Annotated in this window: 17 protein-coding genes and 3 tRNA genes; 7 read left to right on the top strand and 13 right to left on the bottom strand. The window is 64.0% G+C overall.

The window, feature by feature from the left end; genetic code table 11:
• The first annotated feature begins 120 nt into the window (after nucleotides 1-120).
• Together QMA15_RS28250 and QMA15_RS28245 are read left to right on the top strand one after the other, a co-directional pair.
• A complete protein-coding gene (locus tag QMA15_RS28250; RefSeq protein ID WP_290287624.1) occupies nucleotides 121-9,432 on the top strand; it encodes a type I polyketide synthase in 9,312 nt (3,103 codons plus the stop codon).
• A 10-nt stretch (nucleotides 9,433-9,442) separates the two neighbouring features.
• Nucleotides 9,443-9,841 carry a holo-ACP synthase gene (locus QMA15_RS28245; protein WP_172932173.1) on the top strand — a complete coding sequence of 133 codons (399 nt, stop codon included), beginning with the start codon at nucleotides 9,443-9,445 and terminating at the stop codon, nucleotides 9,839-9,841.
• 58 nt (nucleotides 9,842-9,899) lie between these two features.
• Here the strand turns inward: QMA15_RS28245 and QMA15_RS28240 are convergent, their stop codons facing one another.
• Nucleotides 9,900-10,601, bottom strand: coding sequence for a TetR family transcriptional regulator (locus QMA15_RS28240; RefSeq protein ID WP_019749142.1), 702 nt, complete (start codon nucleotides 10,599-10,601; stop codon nucleotides 9,900-9,902).
• A gap of 290 nt (nucleotides 10,602-10,891) precedes the next feature.
• Between QMA15_RS28240 and QMA15_RS28235 the strand changes: the two genes are divergently transcribed.
• Entirely contained in the window at nucleotides 10,892-12,241 is a 1,350-nt protein-coding gene (locus QMA15_RS28235; protein WP_290287620.1) for a dipeptidase, read from the top strand.
• Here the strand turns inward: QMA15_RS28235 and bcp are convergent.
• Nucleotides 12,238-12,711, bottom strand: a complete 474-nt coding sequence (gene bcp, locus QMA15_RS28230; protein WP_019749140.1) for a thioredoxin-dependent thiol peroxidase — start codon at nucleotides 12,709-12,711, stop codon at nucleotides 12,238-12,240. The genes QMA15_RS28235 and bcp overlap by 4 nt on opposite strands.
• Nucleotides 12,712-12,856: 145 nt before the next feature.
• On the opposite strand from bcp, the gene QMA15_RS28225 reads away from it, so the two are divergent.
• Entirely contained in the window at nucleotides 12,857-13,078 is a 222-nt protein-coding gene (locus tag QMA15_RS28225; protein ID WP_003945299.1) for a DUF3618 domain-containing protein, read from the top strand.
• Nucleotides 13,079-13,144: 66 nt separating this feature from the next.
• Here QMA15_RS28225 and QMA15_RS28220 read toward each other — a convergent pair.
• From QMA15_RS28220 to QMA15_RS28210, 3 genes are all read right to left on the bottom strand, one after another.
• Nucleotides 13,145-13,217, bottom strand: a tRNA-Lys gene (locus tag QMA15_RS28220).
• A gap of 93 nt (nucleotides 13,218-13,310) precedes the next feature.
• Nucleotides 13,311-14,741 carry an amidase gene (locus QMA15_RS28215; protein ID WP_290287618.1) on the bottom strand — a complete coding sequence of 477 codons (1,431 nt, stop codon included), beginning with the start codon at nucleotides 14,739-14,741 and terminating at the stop codon, nucleotides 13,311-13,313.
• Between the two features lie 110 nt (nucleotides 14,742-14,851).
• Nucleotides 14,852-14,924 (bottom strand) — tRNA-Lys (locus QMA15_RS28210).
• Between the two features lie 329 nt (nucleotides 14,925-15,253).
• On the opposite strand from QMA15_RS28210, the gene QMA15_RS28205 reads away from it, so the two are divergent.
• Nucleotides 15,254-16,462 carry an Ig-like domain-containing protein gene (locus QMA15_RS28205; RefSeq protein ID WP_019749139.1) on the top strand — a complete coding sequence of 403 codons (1,209 nt, stop codon included), beginning with the start codon at nucleotides 15,254-15,256 and terminating at the stop codon, nucleotides 16,460-16,462.
• Between the two features lie 134 nt (nucleotides 16,463-16,596).
• Here QMA15_RS28205 and QMA15_RS28200 read toward each other — a convergent pair whose 3' ends face one another.
• Nucleotides 16,597-17,559 carry an oxidoreductase gene (locus QMA15_RS28200; RefSeq protein ID WP_290287616.1) on the bottom strand — a complete coding sequence of 321 codons (963 nt, stop codon included), beginning with the start codon at nucleotides 17,557-17,559 and terminating at the stop codon, nucleotides 16,597-16,599.
• Nucleotides 17,560-17,614: 55 nt separating this feature from the next.
• Between QMA15_RS28200 and QMA15_RS28195 the strand changes: the two genes are divergently transcribed.
• A complete protein-coding gene (locus QMA15_RS28195; protein ID WP_019749137.1) occupies nucleotides 17,615-18,025 on the top strand; it encodes a MerR family transcriptional regulator in 411 nt (136 codons plus the stop codon).
• A gap of 232 nt (nucleotides 18,026-18,257) precedes the next feature.
• On the opposite strand, the gene QMA15_RS28190 is transcribed toward QMA15_RS28195, so the two are convergent.
• Nucleotides 18,258-18,330 (bottom strand) — tRNA-His (locus QMA15_RS28190).
• An 84-nt stretch (nucleotides 18,331-18,414) separates the two neighbouring features.
• Nucleotides 18,415-19,014 carry an oligoribonuclease gene (gene orn / locus QMA15_RS28185; RefSeq protein WP_024487359.1) on the bottom strand — a complete coding sequence of 200 codons (600 nt, stop codon included), beginning with the start codon at nucleotides 19,012-19,014 and terminating at the stop codon, nucleotides 18,415-18,417.
• A 120-nt stretch (nucleotides 19,015-19,134) separates the two neighbouring features.
• Between orn and QMA15_RS28180 the strand changes: the two genes are divergently transcribed.
• On the top strand, nucleotides 19,135-20,874 hold the full coding sequence (locus QMA15_RS28180) for a helicase HerA-like domain-containing protein (protein WP_020970020.1): 1,740 nt from the start codon (nucleotides 19,135-19,137) through the stop codon (nucleotides 20,872-20,874).
• A 19-nt stretch (nucleotides 20,875-20,893) separates the two neighbouring features.
• Here QMA15_RS28180 and lysA read toward each other — a convergent pair whose 3' ends face one another.
• The 5 genes from lysA to QMA15_RS28155 form a co-directional block, all read right to left on the bottom strand.
• The gene (gene lysA / locus QMA15_RS28175; protein WP_046378789.1) at nucleotides 20,894-22,237 is read right to left on the bottom strand and encodes a diaminopimelate decarboxylase; all 1,344 of its coding nucleotides are present in this window, start codon (nucleotides 22,235-22,237) and stop codon (nucleotides 20,894-20,896) included.
• A 153-nt stretch (nucleotides 22,238-22,390) separates the two neighbouring features.
• Nucleotides 22,391-22,828, bottom strand: coding sequence for a hypothetical protein (locus QMA15_RS28170; protein ID WP_046378788.1), 438 nt, complete (start codon nucleotides 22,826-22,828; stop codon nucleotides 22,391-22,393).
• Between the two features lie 172 nt (nucleotides 22,829-23,000).
• A complete protein-coding gene (cmrA, locus tag QMA15_RS28165; protein WP_019749133.1) occupies nucleotides 23,001-23,804 on the bottom strand; it encodes a mycolate reductase in 804 nt (267 codons plus the stop codon).
• A gap of 19 nt (nucleotides 23,805-23,823) precedes the next feature.
• Nucleotides 23,824-25,854 carry an NADPH-dependent 2,4-dienoyl-CoA reductase gene (locus QMA15_RS28160; RefSeq protein ID WP_290287611.1) on the bottom strand — a complete coding sequence of 677 codons (2,031 nt, stop codon included), beginning with the start codon at nucleotides 25,852-25,854 and terminating at the stop codon, nucleotides 23,824-23,826.
• Complete coding sequence (locus tag QMA15_RS28155) at nucleotides 25,851-26,441, bottom strand: PadR family transcriptional regulator (RefSeq protein ID WP_020970016.1); 591 nt, start codon at nucleotides 26,439-26,441, stop codon at nucleotides 25,851-25,853. Before QMA15_RS28155 ends, QMA15_RS28160 begins: the two co-directional genes overlap by 4 nt.
• Nucleotides 26,442-26,499 lie beyond the last annotated feature (58 nt).

Genomic DNA, 26,499 nt, shown 5'->3' with positions numbered 1-26,499 from the left:
CTTGTCTTGCACGAACGCCCTGACTCCGTCGATTCTCTCGACGAATTCGCGAGCACTTCAGCCGGGCAGCACACCGCAAATCCCACCTCGCCGCAGAGGTGACCAGGAGAGGACGTACGCGTGACGATCGATGACACGACACCTACAGGAAACGGACGCGACTCGAAGGGTGGACGCCGTTTCGGCGTCGATGGGGGACAGTCCCGCACGACCAGCAAAGGTGCCCTCGTCGATTCGCTGAACAACGGCGTTTCCTACGCAATCGCTTTCGGTGGACAGGGCGCTCCCTGGCTCACCTCGCTCGAGGAGCTCAGCCGTGACAACGGCCTGGAGCCCGTTCTGACCGATCTGGTCAATGACGCAGCAGCACGCCTCGCGCCCGTCGCACAGGATCTCCTCGTGGTTCGCCCGGTCGGATTCGATCCGATCGCGTGGATGCTCGAAGCCGAGATCGTCGACGAAGAAGAAGGTGAGAAGTCGGCCGGGCCTTCCGCTGCCGCGCTCACCGCAGCTCCGGTGTCACTCCCCGGCGTCTTCCTCACGCAGCTTGCGGCGTTGCGTGCACTCTCCGCTCAGGGTCTGGATGTAGCCGGTAACCCGCCTGCTGCCGTCATCGGCCACTCGCAGGGCCTGCTGGCCACCGCTGCCGTAGCCGCGCAGGGCAACGACGACGGTGAACTCCTCGCCGTCGCACAGCTCGTCGGTGCTGCTGCCAGCTTGGTCGGCCGTCGCCGCGGCGTCATCGCCGGCGCCTCCGCGAAGCCGATGGTTGCGGTCTCGGGCGTCGATCCCGAGCGTCTCGCCGCCATCGTCGCCGAGCTTGCCGAGGGTGTTGCCCCCGAACGCGCGGCTGTTCTCGCCATTCGCAACGGCCGTCGCCGCGTCGTTCTCGCCGGACCGCCCGCTCAGCTGGCACGCGTGCAAGAGCGTTGCGAGCAGATCGAAGCCGAAGAAGCTCGCGAGCGAGAGGGCAAGAAGCGTGGCGGTTCCGTCTTCGCTCCGTCCTTCGATCCGCTCGACACCGAAATCGGCTTCCATCACCCAGCATTGGCCGAGGCCGTCGAACTTGTCGGCAGCTGGGCAACCCGTTGCGGACTCGATGCCGACCGTGCGCGTGAACTTGCACAGGGTGTCCTCGTCGATCCGGTCGACTGGGTCGAGGCCGTCGACGGCGCAATCTCCGCCGGCGCCAAGTGGATTCTCGATCTCGGGCCCAGCGATCAGCTGACCCGTATGACGTCCTCTTCGCTGCGTGGGCAGGGCATCGGCATCATCGCCGCCGCCACCCGCGGCGGACACCGCAATCTGCTCACCCCCGGTGCTGCGCCTGAGGTCTCACGTTCGTGGAGCGAATTCGCGCCGAAGCCTGTTTCGCTTCCCAGTGGCCGCATCGGCGTCGAGACAGCGTTCACGAAGCTGACCGGTCGTTCACCCATCCTGCTCGCAGGCATGACGCCGACGACGGTCGACGCCAAGATCGTTGCCGCGGCAGCCAATGCCGGTCACTGGGCTGAGCTCGCCGGTGGCGGACAGGTCACCGAGGAAATCTTCGAAGACCGTGTCGCAGAGCTGAAGATGCTGCTCGAGCCGGGCCGCGCGGTCCAGTTCAACTCCCTGTTCCTCGACCCTTACCTGTGGAAGCTGCAGCTCGGTGGCAAGCGCCTGGTGCAGCGTGCCCGTACTGCCGGCGCTCCCATCGACGGCGTCATCGTCACCGCCGGTATCCCGGAACTCGAAGAGGCCGTTGCCCTCATCGACGAGCTGTCCGAGATCGGCATCACCAACATCGCGTTCAAGCCCGGCACCGTGGCGCAGATCCGCTCCGTGATCCGCATCGCCAACGAGGTTCCGAACTTCCCGGTCATCGTCCACATCGAAGGCGGCCGCGCCGGCGGACACCACTCGTGGGAAGACCTCGACGACCTGCTCCTCGACACGTACGCCGAGCTGCGTACACGTCCGAACTTGGTCATCTGCGTCGGCGGCGGCATCGGAACACCCGAGCGCGCAGCCGATTACCTCACCGGTCGCTGGTCTGCCGCAGCCGGTTTCCCGGCCATGCCCGTCGACGGCATCCTGGTCGGCACGGCAGCCATGGCGACTCTCGAGGCCACCACCTCTCCCGAGGTCAAGCAGCTCCTCGTCGACACGCCCGGAACACCGGATTGGGTCGGTGCCGGTACCGCCGAAGGCGGAATGGCCTCTGGCCGTAGCCAGCTCGGTGCCGACATTCACGAGATCGACAACGCGGCTTCGCGCACCGGACGCCTCCTCGACGAGGTTGCCGGCGATTCCGAGGCAGTGGCAGAGCGCCGCGACGAGATCATCGCCGCCCTCGACGTCACCGCCAAGCCGTACTTCGGCGACGTCGAGACCATGACGTACGCACAGTGGCTGCGCCGCTACCTCGAGCTGACCGTCGGTATCGACGCGGCGAAGGAATTCGATTGCGGCGCAGATCTTCAGGACGCCATCGTCGAGGCGACTTCGAGCCCGTGGCTCGACATCACCTGGCGTGCTCGCTTCGGCGAGATGCTCCAGCGCACCGAGGCGCGTCTGCACCCGGTCGACCGTGGCCCGATCCCCACACTGTTCGGCGACGCCGAGACTCTCGAGCGCCCCGAGGCTGCGATCTGCGCACTGCAGGCGTCGTACCCGGACTACTCGACGACGGTTCTGCATCCCGCAGACGTCTCGTTCTTCACCTCGTTGTGCAAGACGCCGGGCAAGCCGGTCAACTTCGTTCCCGTCGTCGACGGTGACGTTCGCCGTTGGTGGCGCAGCGACTCCCTGTGGCAGGCACACGATCCCCGCTACACCGCCGATCAGGTTTGTGTCATCCCCGGCACCGTCGCCGTCGCGGGCATCACCCGTGTCGACGAGCCGGTCGGTGACCTGCTCGATCGCTTCGAGAAGGCGACCTACGACGAATTGGTTGCTGCCGGAGCCGCTCCGGTTGCACTCGCGAGCCGTCGCCACCAGGATTCCGCACCCGGACTTCTCGACGCCGTCCTCTCCGCTCCCGACCTCCAGTGGGCCGGCCGCCTGACCCAGAACCCTGTCCGTCGCCTCGGCGACCTCGACGAGTGGAACGCAGAGTCTGCCGACAAGGCAGTTCACGGCACCACGGGGTCCAGCTTGACCGTCGTCGATTCCTCGCGCGTGCTGCTCTCGGTTCCGTTGGTGGCAGACAAGTCGGTCGACATCACGATCACCATCCCCGAGTCCGTCGTAGACGGCGGCGCTCCGGTTGTCACCGAGGCAGACGCCGAGGGTGCGATGTCCGCGCTGCTGTCAGTTGCTGCCGGACAGGAACTTCCGACAGTCAAGAACGGAAAGGCCCGCCTCAACGTCGCGTGGGTTCCCGATCGCATCGCCGATCACGCCGGTGTCACCGGTTCCGGCCTGCCCACCACGCTCAGTGTCAGCGGCAAGGCTGTTCCGGACGTCGTCGTCGGAGCATGCTGGCCTGCAGTGTTCGCAGTCCTCGGCGCAGCCAAGCTCGACAGTCTTTCCGTTATCGAAGGCATGCTCGACCTGGTCCACCTCGACCACACCGTCGACTTCGTCGGTGAACTTCCCTCCGAGACAAGCATTCTCGTGGTCAATGCCGAGGTCGCCTCGGTTCTCGACACCGACCTCGGTCGCGTCGTCGAGGTCAAGGTCGAGGTCGGTGCCATGCTCGGCGAGGGCCTCGACGCCCCCGCAGTCGTCACCATGACCGAGCGTTTCGCGATCCGCGGACGCACCGGCGCTGGCGAACTCGCCGACCCGGCTCGCGCCGGTGGATCGATCAGCGATGCGGCTGTCGACACCTCGCGTCGTCGTCGCCGTGACGCGAAGATCCTCGCGCCGGTCAGCATGGGCGCGTTCGCTCAGGTTTCCGGTGACCACAACCCGATTCACACCTCCGACAACGCCGCTCTGCTGGCCGGCCTCGGAACCCCGATCGTGCACGGCATGTGGCTCTCCGCCGCAGCGCAGCAGGTAGTCACCGCAGTCGACCCGGCCGAGACCCGCGTCCCGCCGCGCCGCCTGACCGCCTGGACCGCCCGCTTCCTCGGGATGGTTCGCCCCGGCGCCGAGATCGACGTCCGCGTCGACCGTGTCGGCATCGACCAGGGCGCAGAAATCGTCGAGGTCGGCTGCCGCATCGACGGCGAACTGGTGATGGTCGCCACCGGCCGCACTGCCGCACCGAAGACCGTCTACGCCTTCCCCGGCCAGGGCATCCAGCGCCCGGGCATGGGCCTCGACGCTCGTGCACGCTCCAAGGCCGCCCGCGACGTCTGGGAGCGTGCGGACAAGCACACCCGCAAGGCGCTCGGATTCTCGATTCTCGCTGTCGTGCGCGACAACCCGGTGACCGTCAAGGCGCGCGGTGTCGAGCACAAGCATCCTGACGGTGTCCTGCACCTGACTCAGTTCACCCAGGTGGCCATGGCCGTTCTCGGTGTTGCCCAAGTTGCCGAGCTGCGCGAATCCGGAACATTCATCGAGGATTCCCTTCTGGCCGGTCACTCGGTCGGTGAGTACAACGCACTCGCTGCTGTCGCCGAGGTTTTCCCGCTCGAAGCACTTCTCGAGGTCGTCTTCCAGCGTGGCTCCGCCATGCACCAGCTCGTTCCCCGTGACGAAGCCGGTCGCTCCGACTACCGCATGGCTGCTATTCGCCCGTCGCAGATCGGTGTTTCCGACGACGACGTGCAGGGCTTCGTCGCCGGTGTCGCCGAGACCTCCGGTGAGTTCCTCGAAATCGTCAACCTGAACCTGCGCGGCAGCCAGTACGCCATCGCCGGTTCGGTAGCCGGTCTCGACGCACTCGAGGTCGAAATCGATCGTCGCCGAGCAGAATTCGGTGGCAAGCGGGCATACATCCAGGTTCCCGGCATCGACGTGCCGTTCCACTCCACCGTCCTTCGTGGCGGCGTGGCGGACTTCCGCGTGTGCCTGCAGGACTTGCTCCCGCACGACATCGATCCGGACATCCTGATCGGCCGCTACATCCCGAACCTGGTTCCGAAGCCGTTCTCGCTGCGTCGTGACTTCGTTCAGGAAATCGCCGACCTGGTGCCGTCCGAGCCGCTGCAGGAAGTCCTTGCAGATTTCGACAGCTACGCAACGCGCACTCACGAGTTGTCCCGCATCATCCTGATCGAGCTGCTGGCTTGGCAGTTCGCCAGCCCGGTCCGCTGGATCGAGACGCAGGACCTGCTCTTCGGTGACGAGTCCGAAGGTGGACTCGGGGTCGAACGCTTCGTCGAGATCGGTCTCGGCGCTGCCCCGACCGTTGCGAACCTCGCGTCGCAGACCCTCAAGCTGCCGGGCCGCTTCGGCTACCCGGTCGAGGTTCTCAACGTCGAGCGCGAAGCTGCGATCGTCTACGGCACCGACGTCGACCCCGCCGTCGATGACGACGACGAGATCGAAGCGCCTGCTGCGCAGGCTGCACCGGTTGCCGCGGCCGCTGCTCCGGTTGCAGCTGCTGCGCCGGCTGCACCCTCGGGTGGACCGCGTCCGGACGACCTCACCTTCAAGGCGCCCGACGCCACGAAGGTCCTGATCAGCCTGTGGACCAAGCTCCGTCCCGATCAGGTCGGCCCCGCCGACACGATCGAGGCACTGTGCGACGGCGTCTCCTCGCGTCGTAACCAGCTTCTGGTCGACCTCGGCTCCGAGCTGTCCCTCGGCGCCATCGACGGTGCCGCGGATGCCGACATGGGCTCCTTGGGAGCAACCGTCGACAAGCTCGCCCGTACGTACAAGCCGTTCGGACCGGTGCTCTCCGATTCGATCAACGATCACCTGCGCAAGGTCTTCGGCCCCTCGGGCAAGCGTCCCGGCTACATCGCCGACCGCGTCAAGAAGGTCTGGGAACTGGGCGACGGCTGGGCGCACCACGTCACCGCAGCAGTGGCTCTCGGCACCCGTGACGGCGCCAGCATCCGCGGCGGCGACCTCGGTGGCCTGAGCTCCGGCGCACTGGCCGACGCCGCAGCGGTCGACGCAGTCATCGACAGCGCAGTTGCCTCGGTGGGCTCTGCACGCGGAGTCAGTGTCTCGTTGCCGGCCACCGGCGGCGGAAGCGGCGGAACCGTCGACGCAGCCGCCCTGGGTGAGTTCACCGAGAACATCACCGGGCGCAACGGCGTTCTGGCCTCGGCTGCACGCCTGGTGCTCGAGCAGCTCGGACTGAACGAAGAAGCGGCAGTCGCGACGGTCGAGGACACCGAACTGGTCGACCTGGTCTCGGCTGAACTCGGCTCCGACTGGCCGCGTCTGGTTGCTCCGGCATTCGACGCACAGAAGGCCGTGCTGCTCGACGACCGTTGGGCAAGTGCGCGTGAGGATCTCGCTCGTATTTGGCTCGGTGACACCGCGTTGTCGGTCGAGAACTTCATCGGTGCCGGTTCCACCGTCGCCGCACAGGCCAAGTGGTGGGCCACCCGTGCAACCGACGAGGACCGCACGGCGCTCGCCGAGGTCTACACCCGCATCGTTGATGCAGCCGTGACGACAGAATCCGACGCACCCGAGTGGGCAGGCGAGGTCGCAGTAGTGACCGGCGCCAGCAAGGGTTCCATCGCGGCAGCGGTCACGGGCAAGCTCCTTGCCGGTGGCGCAACGGTATTCGTGACCACCTCACGACTCGACGGTCAGCGTCTCGGCTTCTACCGCGACCTGTACCGCGAGAACGCTCGCGCCGGTGCAGCCCTCTGGGTGGTTCCCGCGAACATGGCGTCGTACACCGACGTCGACGCACTGATCGACTGGATCGGCAACGAGGCCACCGAGAACGCAGGCGGCGCAAAGAAGCTCATCAAGCCGGCCATGACGCCGACGATGCTCTTCCCGTTCGCAGCTCCGCGTGTCGGCGGCGAACTCTCCGACGCCGGCGCTCGCGCCGAAATGGAAATGCGCGTGCTGCTCTGGTCGGTGGAGCGCCTCATCGGCGGTCTGTCGAAGATCGGTTACGACAGCGATGTCGACACGCACCTGCACGTAGTGCTGCCCGGTTCGCCGAACCGCGGAACGTTCGGCGGCGACGGTGCTTACGGTGAGGCCAAGGCTTCGCTGATCGCCGTGATCAACCGCTGGAAGGCCGAGCGGAACTGGGCCGAGCGGGTCACGTTGGCACACGCGGTCATCGGTTGGGTTCGCGGAACCGGACTCATGGGTCACAACGATCCGATCGTCGACGCGGTCGAAGCTGCGGGCGTCCGCACCTGGTCCACCCAGGAGATGGCGACCCAACTGCTGAAGACGGCAACCCGCGAGTCGCGGCGCGCTGCAGCAGAGGCTCCGCTCGAGGTCGACCTGACCGGCGGACTGTCCGAGGCCAACCTGGATCTGGGTGCTTTGGCCAAGGAAGCTGCCGAGGTTGCCGAGATCGCCGAGGCTGTCGACGAAGCAGTGGACGAGTCCAGCATCCTGGCGCTGCCCACGCCGGCTCGCATCGACGACTCGGTCAAGGCTCCGAGCTGGCCCGAACTGGACGTCACCCCCGCGGACCTCGTGGTCATCGTGGGTGCCGGAGAGCTCGGACCCTACGGTTCCTCGCGTACCCGCTTCGAGATGGAGGTCGACGAGCAGCTCTCTGCCGCAGGCGTTCTCGAATTGGCGTGGAACACCGGACTCATCGTCTGGGAGAACGACCCCAAGCCGGGCTGGTACGACGTCGAATCCGGTGACCTGGTACCCGAGGCGGAAATCGCCGACAAGTACCACGACGCAGTCGTCGAGCGTTGCGGCATCCGTCGCTACGTCGACGAGGGCGCGATGATCGACAACACCGCTCCGCTGCTCACCTCCGTGTTCCTGGACAAGGATCTGAGCTTCGTGGTCGGCAGTGAGGCAGAGGCTCAGGCCTTCGTCGAATCCGATCCGGAGAACACGACGGCGACGGTTTCCGCCGAGTCCGGAGACTGGACAGTCACTCGCCGCGCAGGCACCGAGATCCGCGTCCCGCGCAAGATGAAGCTGACTCGTAGTGTCGGCGGCCAGATCCCGACCAACTTCGACGTCACCAAGTGGGGCATCCCCGCCGACATGGCAGATTCGGTCGACCGCGTCGGACTCTGGAACATCGTCGCAACGGTGGACGCCTTCCTCACCGGCGGCTTCACTCCGAGCGAACTGCTCCGCTGGGTACACCCGAGCCTGGTCGCCAACACACAGGGCACCGGCATGGGCGGCATGACCTCCATGCGAAGCCTGTACATCGACACGCTGCTCGGCGAGAACCGTCCGAACGACATCCTGCAGGAAGCGCTGCCGAACGTCATTGCAGCGCACGTCGTTCAGTCGTACGTCGGCGGTTACGGCGCGATGGTTCACCCCGTCGCCGCCTGCGCCACGGCAGCGGTATCCGTCGAAGAAGGCGTCGACAAGATCCGACTCGGCAAGGCGCAGTTGGTTGTTGCCGGCGGGTTCGACGATCTGAGCACGGAAGGCATCATCGGCTTCGGTGACATGTCGGCAACTGCCAAGACCGAGGACATGCACGCCAAGGGCATCGAGGATCGCCGCTTCTCGCGGGCCAACGATCGTCGCCGCGGCGGATTCGTCGAGTCGGCCGGTGGCGGAACGATTCTCCTCGCTCGCGGAGACCTGGCACTCGAGATGGGCCTGCCCGTCCTCGGTGTGGTCGCCTGGGCCGGATCGTTCGCCGACGGTGTCCACACCTCGATCCCGGCACCGGGACTCGGAGCACTGGGCGCCGGACGTGGGGGAGCGGATTCGCAGCTCGCACTCTCGCTCAACGCTCTCGGCGTGAGCGCCGACGACATCGCCGTGATCTCCAAGCACGACACCTCCACTGCCGCCAACGATCCGAACGAGGCAGAGCTGCACGAGCGCCTCGCCGGGGCATTGGGACGCAGTGAAGGTGCGCCGATGTTCGTGGTATCGCAGAAGAGCCTGACCGGTCACGCCAAGGGTGGTGCCGCAGCCTTCCAGCTGATCGGGCTCTGCCAGGTACTGAGCCAGGGCATCGTCCCGCCGAACCGCAGCCTCGACTGCGTCGACGACAAGATGGCCGAGTTCGAGCACCTCGTGTGGGCACGTCAGCCGCTCAAGTTCGGTGATCAGCTTCCGCTGCGTGCCGGCCTGCTGACCAGCCTCGGCTTCGGTCACGTCTCCGGCCTGATCGCAGTCGTGCACCCGCAGGCATTCGTCGAGTCGGTTCCGGCCGACAAGCGCGCCGACTATGTTGCTGCGGCGCAGCAGCGGACGATCGACGGTCAGCGCCGCCTCGCCAAGGCGATGTGCGGTGGCGACAGCCTCTACGAGCGCCCGGCGGATCGTCGCCTCGGTGCCGACGGAACGCCGGCCAAGGCGTCGCGTCAGCTCGAAGCGGACATGCTGCTGAGCGAGGACGCACGACTCGGCGCAGATCTGGTGTACCGCTCGAATTTGCCCGGCTGCAAGTAATAATCACGGTATGGGAGTTCTGGGTATCGGCTTCGACCTCGTGACGGTGTCGGAGTTCGCCGAGCAATTGAACAGGCCGGGAACGGCAATGCTCGACAACTTCACACCGGGCGAGCGTCGAGACGCCGCTACCCGGAGCTCCGAACCGGCACGACATTTCGCCGCCCGGTGGGCAGCGAAGGAAGCAGTGATCAAGGCATGGTCAACTGCTCTCTTCGCCAGCCCGCCGGTGCTGGGGGAGATGATCCACAATCAGATCGAGGTCGTCTCGGACGCCTGGGGTCGCCCGGGCATACGGCTTCGCGGTGACGTGGCCAAACAACTCACCGGAGTGAAGATTCATATCTCGCTCACCCACGACGGGGACATGGCGGGCGCTTTCGCGGTCATCGAATCCGACCCGGAGTAACACTGCCCGACACGAAAGAGCCGGTCTCCCAAGGGGAGACCGGCTCTTTGTCGTTCGACTAGTCCTTCGTGCGGGATTCCTTCTCGGCGACGAGGAGATACGCGATCATCAACCTTTTCAGTTCGGCGACGGCGTCGGCATGCGACTGACCGTCCTGAACCGAGAAATTCAGCATCGAATACACCACGTGGACAAGAACTTCCGCCATCATCAGGCGGCGATCTCGCCGCGTACGCGGCGTCAACGGACCGAGCATTTTCGCTACGGTCTCGGCGAACTGCTTTTCGTGAATGACTCCGGTGGCCCGCGTGGACGGCGTCGACTGCATCGCCAGCCAGACCTCGCGGCGCGACGGATCGGACGTCCACAGTCCGGCCATGTGATCGACGAAACTGTTCAGGAACCGCAACCAGTCGAGCGAGGGTACTTCGCCGCCAAATTGCGCAAGCTCGTGCTGGACCCCGACGAGGTCCTGACGGTTCAATTCGCACACGATGACGTACTTGTTCGCGAAGAATTGGTAGAGCGTCCCGATCGGGACGTCAGCACGTGCCGCGACCTCTTCGCAGGTGAACGATTCGAAACCGACATCGGTGAGGAGTTCCCGTGACGCCGCCAGGAGTGCGTCGAATTTACGCTGGCTGCGCTCTTGCGTCGGACGCTTGCGCGGCAGCAGTTCCTGCGGTTCTTCGAGGCTCTGGGGATTCTCCAGTGCTGGGTCGACTCGTCGCCGCGCGCGGTTACGAGTCGTGGGCTGCACGTCTTCCAGGCTATCGGTGTTTTCTGTCGAATTTGGGACTTGTGCATTATCCGGTGTCATCGGCCACCTACTTCGGCGGTCGTGATCGGTCGAAACGCACCGCGCAGGTGCGCGCACATGAGTCCCGATGCTGTTGCCACACCTCGATACTAGGTGACCACCTGTCCAGTAGCTGAAGAGGTTGCTGCGCGGTGTGGCGCAACGGCGATCCTGCCGACTCCCTACGCCCGATTCGGGCACACTGAGATTCTTCGGGCACACCGAGGTTCGATGCCGAGGAGAGGGAGACGATGACGGAAGAACTGCGAACCGCGGTACGTGAACTCATGCCGCGTGCCCATGAGGATCTGAGTGCACTTGTGGCGATGAAGTCCGTCGCAGATGCAAGGCAATACCCGCCGGAAGAATGCGCGGCCGCGGCACATTGGGTCCTGGAGGCATTCCGCGATCAGGGTTTCGCCGATATCGAGGCGATCGAGACCTCCGACGGCTCGGCCGCCGTCGTCGGTCGTCGACCAGGTCCAGGCGGTGCTCCGACGGTTCTGCTGTACTGCCACTACGACGTTCAGCCGCCGGGAAACGAAGAGCTCTGGGGCTCGCCGCCTTTCACACTAACCGAGCGGGGTGGACGGTGGTACGGACGCGGCGCTTCGGACTGCAAGGGCAACGTCGTCATGCATCTGACAGCTCTGCGAGCGCTCACCGCTGCCGGTGTGGATCCGAGCGCCCATCTGACGATCGTCGCCGAAGGATCCGAGGAGATGGGCACTGGCGGTCTCGAGGATCTGGTGCGAGAGCGGCCCGAACTTTTTGCGGCCGACATGATCCTGATCGCCGATACCGGCAACACCGAGGTGGGGGAGCCGACGATCACGACATCACTGCGCGGGATCGCCAACGTGGTGGTCCACGTGTCGACGCTCGAGGGTGAGATTCACTCCGGTGTCTTCGGTGGACCGGCACCCGATGCGATCACCGCGCTGGTGCACATTCTCTCGACGCTGCACGACGGCGCCGGAAACACCACTGTCGAAGGCTTGACCAACGACCAGGAGTGGGCGGGAGTCAGTTACGACGGCGATCAGTTCCGCTCCGACGCCGGGGTACTCGGAGGGGTACAGCTGACTGGTTCCGGTTCGGTCGCCGAGCAGGTGTGGGCTCGTCCGGCGCTGACCATCCTGGGTATCGACTGCCCGCCGGTCGTGGGTTCTGCGGCGGCAATCACGCCCCGTGCATCCGCACGCCTGAATCTTCGTGTCCCGCCTGGCACGGATCCGGCGCGGGCGCAGAAGTTGTTGACTGACCACCTCCGTGCAGCGGCGCCGTGGGGCGTCCACATCGAGGTCGTACCGGAATCGACGGGATCACCGTTCTCGTCCTCGACGGAAGGGACGGGATTCGCGCAGCTGAAGTCTGCGCTGACCGATGCCTACGGCCGCGAAGTGGGGTTTGCCGGCCAAGGGGGATCGATTCCGCTGTGCAGTGCGTTGGCCGAGCAGTTCCCCGACGCGGAGATCGCGTTGATCGGCGTCGAGGAACCGCAGTGCCGCATTCATGCACCTGACGAAAGCGTCGACCCGTCGGAGATCGAGAATCTCGCTTTCGCGGAGGCGCTGTTCTTGAGCAGGTACGGGAGTTAGACGGATAGATCGCGTCGTAGCTTGGCGACGTGGCCGGTGGCCCGGACGTTGTACTGGGCCACCTCGATCTTGCCTTCCTCGTCAACGAGGAACGTCGAGCGGATGACGCCCTGGACCGTCTTGCCGTACATCTTCTTCTCACCGAATGCGCCCCAGGCTTCGAGCGTCGCCTTCTCGGGGTCGGAGAGCAGCGGGAAGGTCAGCTCTTCGGTATCGCGGAACTTCGCGAGTTTTGCTGGCTTGTCCGGCGAGATTCCGACGACCTCGAGCCCGGCGCCGTTCAATTCGGCGAGGCTGTCGCGGAAGTCGCAGGCCTGCTTGGTGCACCCCGGGGTGCTGGCCGCGGGGTAGAAGTACACGATGACCTTGCGGCCGCGGTAATCGTGAAGCGAAACCTCGTTGCCGTCGGCGTCTGGGAGCGTGAAATCCGGCGCGACGTCGCCGGCGGACAATCTACTGTTCTCGGTCACGGGAATCGAGGTTAGTCGAGAAATTGCGCGGCAGGTGGGCGCGAGGGCATTCTGCTCCTCTACGGTAGAGCGAAGTGTCGGCGCGCTGCGTCCGCACAGCAGACCCGCACACAGAGCAGCAGAACACAGACAAGTTGGAGGACACGTGCCCAGGGACACCGAGAGCATCGAACGCGAGATCGAGAAGGCGCGTAACCAGCTCGCGAGCACACTCGACGAACTGACGGTCCGCACCAACCCGAAGCGGCTGGTCGAGAACACCAAGAAGACGGTGCTCGCCAAGCTCAACGAGCCGGCAGTGAAGTACGCGCTTATCGCAGTTGGTTCAGTGGTGGGACTACTCGTGGTCCGGAAGATCATTCGCTGACCCGAGTTTTCGAAGGCAGAACATGAAGAAGGCCCCCACCTGGTGAGGTGGGGGCCTTCTTGCAAGTGCGCCCACAGGGACTCGAACCCCGGACCCAGTGATTAAGAGTCACTTGCTCTACCAACTGAGCTATAGGCGCTCGCTCTTGCGAGACAGAACATTAGCCGACAGGCTCAGGAGTTTGCAAAACGCGTGTTCATCGTGGTGACGATGGTTACATCGCTTCCGGAATTCACGAGTGTGGCGGGCGTGAATCCGGCCAGCGGACGGTGCTTTCCAACTGCTGTGCGACGGCGAGAATCGCCGATTCGCCACCGCTGCGCGCAACCAGTTGGACGCTCAGGGGGAGTCCGTGTTCGGAGAACCCGGCGGGTACCGCGGCCGCCGGGTTGCCGCAAACATTCCAGATAGAACAGTAGGCGGCGATCGGCAACGCCTTGCGGACTGCGGACAGAAGGCCGGTTCCTTCGAGTTGTCCGATCGGGCGTGGCAGCGCGGGCGTTGTCGGCATCAGGACCAGGTCGAAGGTGTCGAAGACCTGGTTGACCGTCGCTGCAATTCGCTCACCTTTGCGGTAGGCGAATTTACCGACGCGCGCGGGTGCAGCTATCCGGCCGATCGAGGCGAGCGCTCGCGTGCGCTTCTCGAGAAGCGCTGGATGATCGACACGAAGCGCTTCGTCGCGGACACCGCCGAGCACCTGCGGGAGAAAAGCGGCAGTGGCATCCGGGTACTCGGGATCGTGTTCTTCGACGTGATGTCCCAACGCGCTCAACATCTCTGCGATCGAGAGCACCGCGGCAACGATCTCCGCTGACGGACGGACGCCCCGGACCGGACTCCGGGTGGACACCGCGATGCGAAGCGGCCCGGGTGCCGACACGGCCGCGTCGGCAAAGCTGGTTCGGAGCGTTTCGGCTGTGTAGTCGTCGATCTCGGTGGTACCGGTGATTGCGTCGTATACGAGCGCGCTGTCCTCGACCGAACGAGTGAGAGGCCCGAGTGTGCCGAGTCCGCGCCAGAGGTTTCGGTTCGGCGCTGTGCTCACCCGACCGCGTTGCGGCTTGAGTCCGAACAACCCGCAGAACGCCGAAGGCAATCGTATGGAACCGCCGCCGTCGCCGCCTATTGCCGCCGCGACCATTCCCGACGCGACGGCCGACGCAGATCCTCCGCTCGATCCGCCGGTGGATATGCCGGTGTCCCAAGGGTTTCTCGTGTATCCGTTTGCGGCAGTCTCGGTGAAGGGCCAGATGCCGAACTCGGGCATCGTCGTCTTGCCGACGATCACCGCACCCGCTTCGCGCAACCGACGGACAACCTCTGAATCGGCCGATGCGATGCGCGTTGCTGCCGCACCGCCGTACGTCGTCGGCGTTCCGGCGACGTCGTTCTCGTCCTTGATTGCAATCGGGACTCCGTGCAGTGGGCCCAGGGTTTTGCCGTCGGCCTGACGTTGATCGAGCCGTGTCGCCTCGTCGAGTGCTTCGTCCGCGAGAACTCGTACAAATGCGTTGAGCGTCGAATCGAGGCGCTCGATACGGCGAAGTGTGGTCTCGGTGAGTTCGCGGGCGGACAAAGCTCCGGACCGGATCAGAGCTGCCTGACCTGCCACCCCGGCAAATGCCAGTTCGCCGCCGGGCGTGAATTCGCGCTCAGTCATCAGACCTCCAGGCCGTGGTTCCGGTAACTGTGAAGTCTATTCACCACGACCTGTCCACCAAGCCACAAAGAAAAATCCCCACCTTCCGAAGAAGGTGGGGACCTTGCAAGTGCGCCCACAGGGACTCGAACCCCGGACCCAGTGATTAAGAGTCACTTGCTCTACCAACTGAGCTATAGGCGCTCGCTCTTGCGAGACAGAACATTAGCCGAATCGCCGGTTCGGGAGCAAATCGCCAGGTGGCGGCCTCGCTGCCGTAGTCCAATCGGAGGAAATCCGCTGAAAGCGGTAACAAAACGGACGGTTCGGAGCGATTGATACTTGAACGTTACTGACGGCGTGGCCCTTCATGACCGTTGGTAACGAGCGCGCCTGGCATCATTGGTGCAGCGCAGTCATACCGCAAGTCCCACTTGCCTTCCGGTAAGTGGGATTCGCATGTGATGCGGAAGTTAGTCGGAGAAATTGTGAAGCGGAGTCGAACGATGAGTCGTCAAAGGTGGGGTCTGTCCGTGCGCGGGGGGAACGGTCGAGTGTCGAAGAGTGCGGCGATGATCGCGGTGTCTCTCGGTGCGCTCGTTCTGGTCACCGCGTGCACGTCGGGTGGCAAGGACGTCAGCACCGAGGGATCGGCGCCGATCGATTCCAATCCGCTCACCGAACTCATCAAGCCGAAGCTCACCTCGACCGCCGCCGACGGCGCTGTCGGCTTCTCGCCGGGCGACCCGGTCAAGATCAACGTCGCTGACGGCGCCCTGTCCGACGTGACGATGGTCAATCAGGACGGCAAGGCAGTTGCCGGCGCGATTGCTGCCGACGGTGCGTCGTGGACGACCACCGAACCGCTCGGCTACAACCGCAAGTACAAAATCGAAGCCCGCGCATTCGGATTGGGCGGCGCCAGTACGACGGTCACGTCCTTCACCACCAGCGCACCCGGCAACGTCACGAAGCCGTATGTCTTGCCGAACGAGGGCGATGTTGTCGGCATCGGTCAGCCCATCGCGGTGCAGTTCGACGAGAACATCCCCGATCGCAAGGCTGCCGAAGCTGCGATCACCGTCACCACGACTCCGACCGTCGAAGGTGCGTTCTACTGGGTCAACAATCGTGAGGTCCGTTGGCGTCCGGAGAACTACTGGGCACCCGGCACCAAGGTCGACGTGAGCGTCAACGTGTACGGGCGCAATCTCGGCAAGGGAGTCTTCGGGCAGGAAGACGCGAAGAGTTCCTTCACCATCGGTGATGCCGTCATCGCCACGGCGGACGACAACACCAAGCAGGTCACTTTCCAGGTCAACGGTGAGACCGTCATGACCATGCCCACCTCCATGGGCAAGGACAGCACTCCCACCGACAACGGGGTCTACATCATCGGTGACCGCTTCGCGAACATGATCATGGACTCGTCCACGTACGGCGTCCCGGTCACCTCGGCGCAGGGTTACAAGACCCCCGTCGACTGGGCGACCCGAATGTCCTACAGCGGTATCTTCTTCCACTCGGCGCCGTGGTCGGTCGGGCAGCAGGGCTACTCCAACACCAGTCACGGCTGCCTCAACCTGAGCCCGTCCAACGCCAAGTGGGTCTACGACAACACCAAGCGTGGGGACATCGTCGTCGTCAAGAACACCGTCGGCGGAACGCTCTCCGGCACCGACGGCCTCGGTGACTGGAACATTCCCTGGAGCGTCTGGAAGACCGGCAACGCGGACGTCTGAGTGCGTCCCTGAAGCACTGAACGTCAGAATGCCCCCGACCGTCCGGTTGGGGGCATTTCTGCATCTGTATTCCTTTTGTGAGCGAAAGTGCCTCTCGGTCTATCTGAGGCGACGGGAGGTACGTTCGCTCGGCGTCAGCGTCGACCGAAGGCGTCCACTCCGGTCATTTCAGCGGACAGCGCCCACAATCTGCGTGCGTCGTCGCGATCGGTAGCCCAAGGTTTCACTCCGCCGACGCTCATGTCATCCGTCTGCGCGACGTCCGCGATGTTGCAGTCCTGGAGGTACGCGCCGGAGTGATCGGCGAGTATCGGTGCCGTCGCTGCCCACACCGTTGTAGCGGCGCCCTGGGAGGGAGTCTTGAATCCCGGCACGGCGTCGCCATTCGACGTCGTCCATCCGAGATCGTGTTTCTCCGATGCAGAGAAGTGACGTTGAAGGGGAGTGAGGATGCTCCCGGGATGGACGGAGAACGCAGTGATACCGCGTGAAGCACCGGCGCTCGCCAGCTGGACAGCGAATAGAGCATTTGCAGTCTTGGCTTGACCGTACGCAAGCCAGCGGTCGTAACCGTTGCGGAAATGTATGTCATCCCAACGCACTCCCGACAGAAAATGTCCCGCCAACGAGACAGCGACTACGCGAGAACCGTTTGCGGGCATGGCTGGCACAAGCAGGTTCACCAGTACAAAGTGCCCGAGGTGATTGATCGCGAATTGTGATTCCCATCCGGAGCCGACACGGAGTTCCGGGCAGGCCATGACCCCCGCATTGCAGATGATGATGTCCGGAGTGATCCGGGATTCGAGAATTTCTCGCGCACACGATCTGACACTGCTCGGGTCCGAAAGGTCGCACGCTCGCACTTCGATACCCGGAAGGTCGGCCACCTCGCTCCGTGCCTGTTCTGGTCGGCGGGCAAGAACTACAACTCGCGCGCCGACCGAAGAAAGTGACCGCGAAATCTCGTATCCGAGTCCGGAGTACCCGTCAGTGACCAATGCAGTTGTGCCGGTTAAATCTTGTCCGGCAAGTACGTCGTCGGCAGTGGAGATTCGGGAGAATTCGGTGTTGATTTTGCGCTGAATGGAATTCATGGCCGCGACCGTAAAATCTGGAGTGCACTCCAGGTCAAGGAAAGGTAGACGGGTAATGCGTGAACTATCAATCGGTGACGTAGCTGTCGAGACCGGAATCAGCATCGATTCCCTTCGATACTTCGAACGTGAGGAATTGCTCGTTCACGAGGTTGCGCGCTCGGCAGGTGGGCGTCGGGTCTACGCCGAAAACGATGTCGCTTGGTTGAAGCTGTGCAATCGATTCCGAGACTCGGGTATGCCGATCGCAACGATCCGCGAATTCGCCGCACTCGTCAGGTCAGGGCCGGGAAACGAGAAGGAACGGCTTTCACTTCTACAAAAGCATGAGGTGTTGATTCGATCCAGGATCTCTGCGCTGCAGGACAACCTGACCGTCATCCACGACAAGGTTTCGGCATACGAGCGACACGTTCGCGAGGGGACCGTCGCAGGTGTCTGGGAGCCGCAACCGTCGCCCGAGTGATCGACGGCTGGGCCATTTGCGGCGATTTCGGGCTACCCCCATGTGAGCGAAAGTGGCTTTCGGTCTATCTGAGGCGACGAGAGGTACGTTCGCTCGGCCCGGGCACGGGTTGCTCGGGAGCGGGCGATTTGTCGCGGTCGCCACCCGGCTGTGGAAGGGGGGGATTGGGGCCGGCGCACAAACCAAAAGAACCCCCGAAAATGTCTTTCGACATCTTCGGGGGTTCCGCTTGGGTGAGCGACGGGACTCGAACCCGCGACAGCCAGGATCACAACCTGGTGCTCTACCAACTGAACTACGCCCACCATTGCCTCGGCCACCGGTTTGACCCGGCTGCTTTGACGAAAGAGATACTAGCGCGAAAGTCGGTCAGGAAGCCAATCGGCAGGTCAGGCGGGACCCAAGCCCTCTACGACGGCTGCGATCTCCGCGCTCGACGGTCCGGGCGCCGCGACGAATGCAGTGCCGCGGTAGTACTTGAGTTCGCGGATGGATTCCTTGATGTCGGCGAGTGCCCGGTGGGCGAGACCTTTTTCGGGCTGGCCGAAGTAGATTCTCGGGTACCAGCGGCGGGAGAGTTCCTTGATGGAGCTGACATCGATCATCCGGTAGTGCAGGTATGTGTCCAGCGCCGTCATGTCACGCGAGATGAATCCGCGGTCGGTGGCGATGGAATTACCTGCCAGGGGAGCCGTACCGGCGACGGGAACGTGCTTGCGGATGTACGCGAGCACCTCTTTCTCCGCCTCGGCGAGGGTGACCGTCGACTTACGAACCTCTTCGGTCAGTCCCGACTTCGCGTGCATCTTCTTCACGACGTCGGGCATTGCAGCCAACGCGTCGTCGTCGGCGTGGATGACGATGTCCACACCTTCGCCCAAGATGTTCAAGTCGCTGTCGGTCACCAGAGCCGCAATCTCGATGAGTTTGTCCGACTCGAGTCGCAGCCCGGTCATTTCACAATCGATCCATACCAATTTGTCCTGCACCAGGAACACAGTAGTGCGCGCGGGCGCGGGATAAGGTCTGCGGTGGAAACTCGACGTGTGTAAGACGGCGTTCGGGTGATGACAAGAACTTCGCCGCATTGCAACGAGGAGGGCTTTTCGATGACCGTGGATCCGAAGGACGGAGCCGCGCCGCTGACGCCGGCGGAGAAGGCGAAAGCTGCCAAGGCTGCCGCTGCCGAAGCCGCTCGGATTGCAGCTGAAGCCGCGGCAGCAGCTGAGGAAGCCGAGAAGGAAGCGGCTGCCGCTGAAGCCGAAGCATCGGCCGGAGCCACCCCCGCTGCTCAGGCGCCGTCGGGTGCTGCAGCTGAAATCGCGGCGGGCTATTCATCCGAGGGGCGGGCACTCGAGCTCGGCTCGGTGGTGATCGACGGAGTGGCAGATCCCACCGCGCGGGTGCGGATTCCATTGGCGACGATCAACCGTCACGGTCTGATTGCCGGTGCGACGGGTACCGGCAAGACCAAGACGTTGCAGGGCATCGCCGAGCAGCTGTCCGCCGCGGGTGTGCCGGTAGTGATGGCCGACGTCAAGGGCGATCTCTCGGGTCTGTCGAAGGCGGGGGATCCGAGCGAGAAGATGAAGGCTCGCGCAGTCGAGACGGGCGACGATTCGTGGACTCCCGCTGGGATGCCAGTCGAGTTCTTGTCGTTGGGAACGGACGGAATCGGTATCCCGGTGCGCGCGACCATCACCAGTTTCGGGCCGATCCTGCTCAGCAAAGTGTTGGGCCTCAACGAGACCCAGGAATCGACTCTCGGACTGATCTTCCACTGGGCCGACACTCAGGGCCTGGCCCTGCTGGACCTCAAGGATCTGCGTTCGGTCATCGCCCACCTGACGAGCGCTGAGGGCAAAGCGGATCTGAAGGGTATCGGCGGAGTTTCCTCCGCGACGGCGGGGGTGATTCTGCGCGCGTTGGTCAACCTCGAAGCCGACGGCGGTGACACCTTCTTCGGCGAACCGGAACTCGAAACCGAGGACCTGCTGCGTGTCGTCGGCGGTGCCGGTGTGATCACGTTGTTCGAACTCGGTGCCCAGGCCGCGCGTCCGGCAATGTTCTCCACCTTCCTGATGTGGGTGCTCGCGGACCTGTTCCAGACGCTGCCCGAAGAGGGAGATCTGGACAAGCCGAAGCTGGTGTTCATCTTCGACGAGGCGCACCTTCTGTTCGCGGACGCGTCGAAGGCTTTCCTGCAGCAGGTCGAACAGACGGTCAAGCTGATTCGCTCCAAAGGTGTCGGCGTGTTCTTCTGCACGCAGCTTCCGACCGACATTCCCAATTCGGTGCTGTCACAGTTGGGCGCGCGCGTCCAGCACGCCCTACGCGCATTCACGCCCGACGATCAGAAGGCGCTCAACAAGACCGTCCGCACGTACCCGAAGACCGAGCACTACGACCTGGAAAAGGCACTGACTTCACTCGGCATCGGTGAAGCCATCGTGACCGTGCTTTCGGAAAAGGGTGCGCCGACGCCGGTGGCCTGGACCAAGATTCGTCCTCCGAGGTCGCTGATGGACACCATCGGCAACGACGCGATCAAGGCGGCAGCGTCGTCGAGTCCGCTGAATCAGAAGTACGGCCAGACCATCGACCGCGAGTCGGCGTACGAAAAGTTGACGGCCAAGGTGGCCGGTGCTCCGACGGCGGATCAGTCCTTGGATCTTCCGTCGCTGCCCGATCTGCCGCCACCGCCGCCGGCCGAACCTGAGGGCCCCAACATCGCCGAGCAGATCTTGGGTAACTCGGCCGTGAAGAGCTTCCTGCGTTCGGCGGCTTCGGCTGCAGGGCGGGAGATTTCGCGAAACATCTTCGGTACCGGTAGCCGTCGCAAGCGCTGAGGCTTAGGCGCCCGCGAGGTCAGATGCCGACCTCGCGGGCTAATAGGTCGTTGATCGATTCACGCCTGATCAATGGCCGCGCAATCCCGCCCAGCACAGCGACGACCGGTGGCCGGCCGACGCTGTTGTAAGTGGAGGCCATGCTGTGGTGGTATGCGCCCGTACACGGCACTGCCAACAGGTCACCTTCATGTAGGTCGGCGGGAAGCCTTGCTCCGACGGCGATTTCGTCGCCCGATTCGCAGTGCCGCCCGGCGACGGTGACTTCCTGGAGCGGTGCGCTCGAATGCCGGTTCACCAATTCGACGTCGTAGTGGCTGTCGTACAACGACACCCGAGGGTTGTCGCTCATCCCACCGTCGACGGAAACGAAGGTTCGACCGCCGCTGATCGACTTGATGTTCTGTACGCGATAGAGCGTGACTCCGGCGCGCGCGGCGATCGCTCGGCCAGGCTCGAGCACGATTTCGGGGCGAGGGAAGCGGTTTCGGGTGCACGCGTCGTCGAGAGTTTCGTCGATGACGTGAGCGAGGCGGGTCAGATCCAGTTGGGCGTCTCCCGGCATGTATGCGATCCCATGGCCACCGCCGAGATCGAGTTCGGTGAGGATGATTCGATGCGTGCGTCGTATGTCGTCCATCTGTGCGATCATCGTCTCGATCGCGGGGCGGAAGAGTTCGGGATCGGTGATCTGGGAGCCGAGATGGCAATGCAGGCCGATGAGTTGCAGGTGCGTCGCGTTGGCGACGACGGATACCGTACGTTCCAGTTCTTCGGAAAACGCTGGTAGGCCGAACTTTTGGTCCAAGATGCCTGTGGACACTGCCTTGTGTCCGTGTATGTCGATGCCGGGTGTGACTCTGATCAACACCTTCTGTCGGTGGGTACACACCGACGCGAGCCGTACCGCTTCGCTGGGGGAGTCGAGGACGATCCGGCCGACACCCGCGTTGACCGCCGCCCTCAGTTCGGAAACCGATTTGGCATTGCCGTGCAGGATGATTCGGTGGGGGTCCACGCCCGCGGCAAGCGCGACGGCGAGTTCACCGGCGGAACAGACATCCACCCCGAGTCCCTCGTCGGAGACCCAGGTAGCCATCGCTCGAATCATCAGTGCCTTGCCGGCGTACACGATCTCCGAGTCGGGGAAGATCTCTCGATACGTGCGGCAGCGGTGCCGCACGTCCGCCTCGTCGACGACGTACGTCGGTGTGCCGTACTGGTCCGCGATCTCTTCGAGGGAGACGTCGCCGATGCAGACACGCCCGCTGTGGTCGTGGCGAGTGCTGATGGGCCACAACGCAGGATCCATACGTGGTGTCATTGCGCCGCGTAGGGAGGGGAAGATTTCGAGTAGCGTCACGTCGATCTCCTGAAGGTGACCCGCCGTGTTGCGGGCTACCTTCAGATCTACTCCCGAAGATCACCGGTGGGGCGGTTCTTGACGCTTACTTGACGCGCCGCCGAACGAGGTTGACGCGGCCCTGACGGGGCTCGAATCACTGTGCCTGTCGAATCACTGTGCTCGCCGGCGCTTCCATCCGAACCAACCGAGCACCGCGAGCAATGCCACCGCGGCGCCTCCGCCGATGACCGCCGATCTGTCGGCGGACACACCAACGGACGGAGTTCCGCCGGCACTCGGGGCGTAACCGGCGCCGTACACGGACTCGACCGCCGCTTGGATGTCGAACCCGGTTTCGGTAGCCGGCCCGCAGCTGTGCCCCTCGTGCTCGGCGTCGACGTCGTACGGCGCAGAAACGAACATCAGCTGCTCGGTGCCGAGCACGTATCTTGTGCCACAACCGTTCCCGTTCGCGAGTGTCCCCACCGACGTCACCGATGCCAGATCGCCTTTGTAGACCCGGCTGACGTCGAACAGGTAGGTGTCCTCGAACCCGTCCGAAGTTTTCTCCGTCGGAGTCCCGAGGAAAACGGTGCTGGAGACGCTCACGGCTTCTTCCGGGGTAGCCGATGATGCGCACGAACATGCATTCGCTGCCGTGGGCAGCAGTAAGGGCAACCCTCCGGTCAAAAGAAGGATTGCCCCGACTGCCAGTGTTCTTCGCATCGCCATTAACCGACTATATGGTCTGCTATGGCCTGCTCTGAGAAGTTTGCGTGAATCAGCCGCCGAGCTTCTTGTAGAACGTGCCCACGATGGGCGCAACGACGGCACGCGGGCTGTAGCCGCCCGCGACGGACATCGCCTTGCTCAAGATGCCCGGTACGACGCGCATCTTGTTCTCGGCCAGGCCGTCGAGCGAGACCTTGGCGGTGTACTCGCTCGAGATCCAGAAGAAGTCCGGGACGAGCTTGTCGACGATCGACGCTTCGGCCGGGTCCGGGGTTTCGGTGCGTACTGGGCCTGGGGCGAGCAGGGTGACGTTCACTCCGGTGCCCTTGAGTTCACCTCGCAACGATTCCGCGAAGGTGTTCACGAACGCCTTCGTGGCGGCGTACGTCGCGTTGTTGGGGATCGGCATGTTTCCGGCCGCGGACCCGACCATCAGGATGGCTCCGGACTTGCGTGCGAGCATGCCGGGCAGCACGGCCAGCGTGAGATCGTGCACTGCAACGGCGTTGAGCTCGACCTGGTCGCGCTCGTATGCCGGGTCCAGCTCGGCGATCGGCCCGAAGGTGGCGATACCGGCGTTGTTGCACAGGATGCTGATGTCGCGGCCACCGAGTTCCTCGACCAGAACGGCACGCGCCGCGCTGTCGGAGAGGTCCGATGCACGGACCTCCACCTCGACGCCGTGCGCGGCGCGAAGCTTCTCGGCGAGGACCTCCATGACCTCGCCACGACGGGCAACGAGGATCAGGGAATGTCCGCGTGATGCCAGATCAGCGGCCAGTGCCTCTCCGATGCCGGAGGAGGCGCCGGTCACTACGGCGCGGGCTGTGGTTGTGGGTGTCGGCAGGCTCACGATCAGTCAGCGTAGCCGGTCAGATCTTCGCGGCCAGTCGTGTGCCCTGTTCGATGGCACGCTTGGCGTCGAGTTCTCCTGCCACGTCGGCGCCGCCGATGATGTGGGTCACCACGCCCGCGACGGTCAGTTCGTCCACGAGATCGCGAACCGACTCCTGCCCGGCGCAGATGACGATGGTGTCGACCTCGAGAAGTCGGGGCTTCTCGTGCTTCTCACCGAAGGTGATGTGCAGGCCGGCGTCGTCGATGCGCTCGTAGTTGATGCCCGAGAGCTCGTGGACGCCCTTGTTCTTGAGGGCCGCCCGATGGACCCAGCCGGTGGTCTTCGCGAGGCCGGCGCCGATGCGTCCTGGCTTGCGTTGGAGGAGGTAGACCTCCCGCTCGGAGAGCTCCGGTACCGGAGTGGTTAGAGCGCCCGGGGCCATTTCGGGTTCGGTGACGCCCCATTCCTGCTTCCACTCCTTGAGATGAAGAGTGGGGGAAGTGGGGTGCGTGAGGAATTCGCTCACGTCGACGCCGATGCCGCCGGCGCCGATGACGGCGACGGACTTGCCGACGGGCTTGCCCTCTCGGACGACCTCGGCGTAGGTCAGCACCTTCGAGTTCTCGATGCCGGGGATCTTGGGAACGCGCGGTGTCACGCCGGTGGCAACCACCACTTCGTCGAAGGATCCGATGAGATCTGCCGGTGCGACGCGGGTTTCGAGCTTGACCGTCACTCCGGCCACGTCCAGCATGCGGGTGTAGTAGCGAATGGTTTCGGCGAACTCTTCCTTACCCGGAATGAGCTGTGCGATCCCGAACTGTCCGCCGATCTTGTCCGAAGCCTCGAACAACGTGACCGAATGACCACGCTGAGCAAGATTGAGTGCTGCGGAAAGTCCGGCAGGACCGGCACCGACGACGGCGAGGTTCTTGGTCCGCCGAGTGGGGGAGAGGATCAGTGTGGTTTCGCGGCCCGCGCGCGGGTTGAGCAGGCAGGAGACCTGCTTGTGAACGAAGGCGTGGTCGAGGCAGGCCTGGTTGCAGGCAATGCACGTGTTGATCTCGTCGGACGCTCCTCTCTCGGCCTTGTTTACCCAGTCAGGATCGGCGAGCATCGGCCTGGCCATCGAAATCAATTGTGCGTCACCGCGGTTGAGGATCTCTTCGGCAGTCTCGGGCATGTTGATCCGATTCGAGGCGGCTACCGGAATGTCGACGTGCTTCTCGAGTTTGCCGGTGATGTCGACAAAGGCTGCTCGGGGAACCGAGGTGACGATGGTGGGCACCCGTGACTCGTGCCACCCGATGTCGGTGTTGATGATCGTGGCGCCGGCGGCTTCGACTTCCTTTGCCAGTGAGACGATTTCATCCCAGGTCTGACCGCCCTCGACCAGATCTGCCATCGACAGCCGGAACACGATGATGAAGTTCGGGCCGACAGCCTTGCGTGTGCGTCGCACGATTTCGACTGCCATGCGTCGACGGTTCTCGGAACTGCCGCCCCACTGGTCGGTGCGCTTGTTCGTGCGCTCGCAGAGGAACTGGTTGATGAAGTAGCCCTCACCGCCCATGATTTCGACGCCGTCGTAACCCGCGGACTTGGCCAGGCGCGCGCAGCGAACGTAGTTGCGGATCTGCCAACGCACCCCACGGCCGGTCAGCTTGCGCGGACGGAACGGGTTGATGGGCGCCTTGATCGACGACGCGGAGACACTGAAAGGCTGGTAGCTGTAGCGGCCGGCGTGCAGGATCTGCATGGCGATCTTTCCGCCCGCGTCGTGAACCGCCTTGGTGATCCGGCGGTGACGGCGCGCTTCGATGCGGTTGGTCAGCTTGGCACCGAAGGGCAAGAGCCAACCGGTGCGGTTGGGCGCGTAGCCGCCGGTGATGATCAAGCCGACACCGCCACGAGCACGTTCGGCGAAGTACTCGGCCAAGCGGTCGGTGTCCTTCGCGCGATCTTCGAGGCCGGTGTGGATCGATCCCATGACGACGCGGTTCTTCAGCGTCGTGAATCCGAGGTCGAGCGGTTCGAGCAGGCGGGGGAACTGTGTATCCGTCATGACTGAAGATGTCCTTCCGTGGCGTACTCGCCGGTGTCTTCGATGGCGTACTCGCCAGTGGGCAATGCGTCCAGAACTTCCTGGCACCAGTCGGTGAATCCTTCTTCGACGCGGATACCGCCGCGAAGTACCAGGTACTGGTGCAGTGAAGAGCCGGAAAGTGCTGCTGGATTGGGGAAGTCACGCTTTTCGATGAGTCGGTAGACGTCGAGGCGGGCGGCGTGGCCGTCGCGGTGGCGAGCGACTTCGCGTCGTAGAGCGGGGAGATCGGCGTGCGCTGCGGCCCTGATCTTGATGGCCAACTCGTTGCGCAGGTGGTTCGGTTCGGACGGCTCGGCGATCCATCGGGTCAGTTCGGCGCGACCCGCGTCGCTGACGCGGTACATCTTCTTGTCCGGGCGGCCGTCCTGCGCGATGGCCTCCACCTCCACCCAGCCTGCCTCGTCCATTCGCTTGAGGACTCGGTAGATCTGCTGGTGCGTCGCGCTGTGGAAGAAGCCGATCGACTTGTCGAACCGGCGTGTGAGGTCGTATCCCGACGCATCCTGTTCGGACAGGGAGACGAGCAACGCATGTTCGAGTGCCATGGAAAAAGTATCTATGCACTCAGGTGCGTATGCAACTAAGTGCGTACTAACTTTGTTG

This window comes from Rhodococcus sp. APC 3903 (assembly GCF_030407755.1).
GTDB classification, from domain to species: domain Bacteria; phylum Actinomycetota; class Actinomycetes; order Mycobacteriales; family Mycobacteriaceae; genus Rhodococcus_F; species Rhodococcus_F erythropolis.
This window is presented reverse-complemented; position numbering and strand designations above follow the sequence as displayed.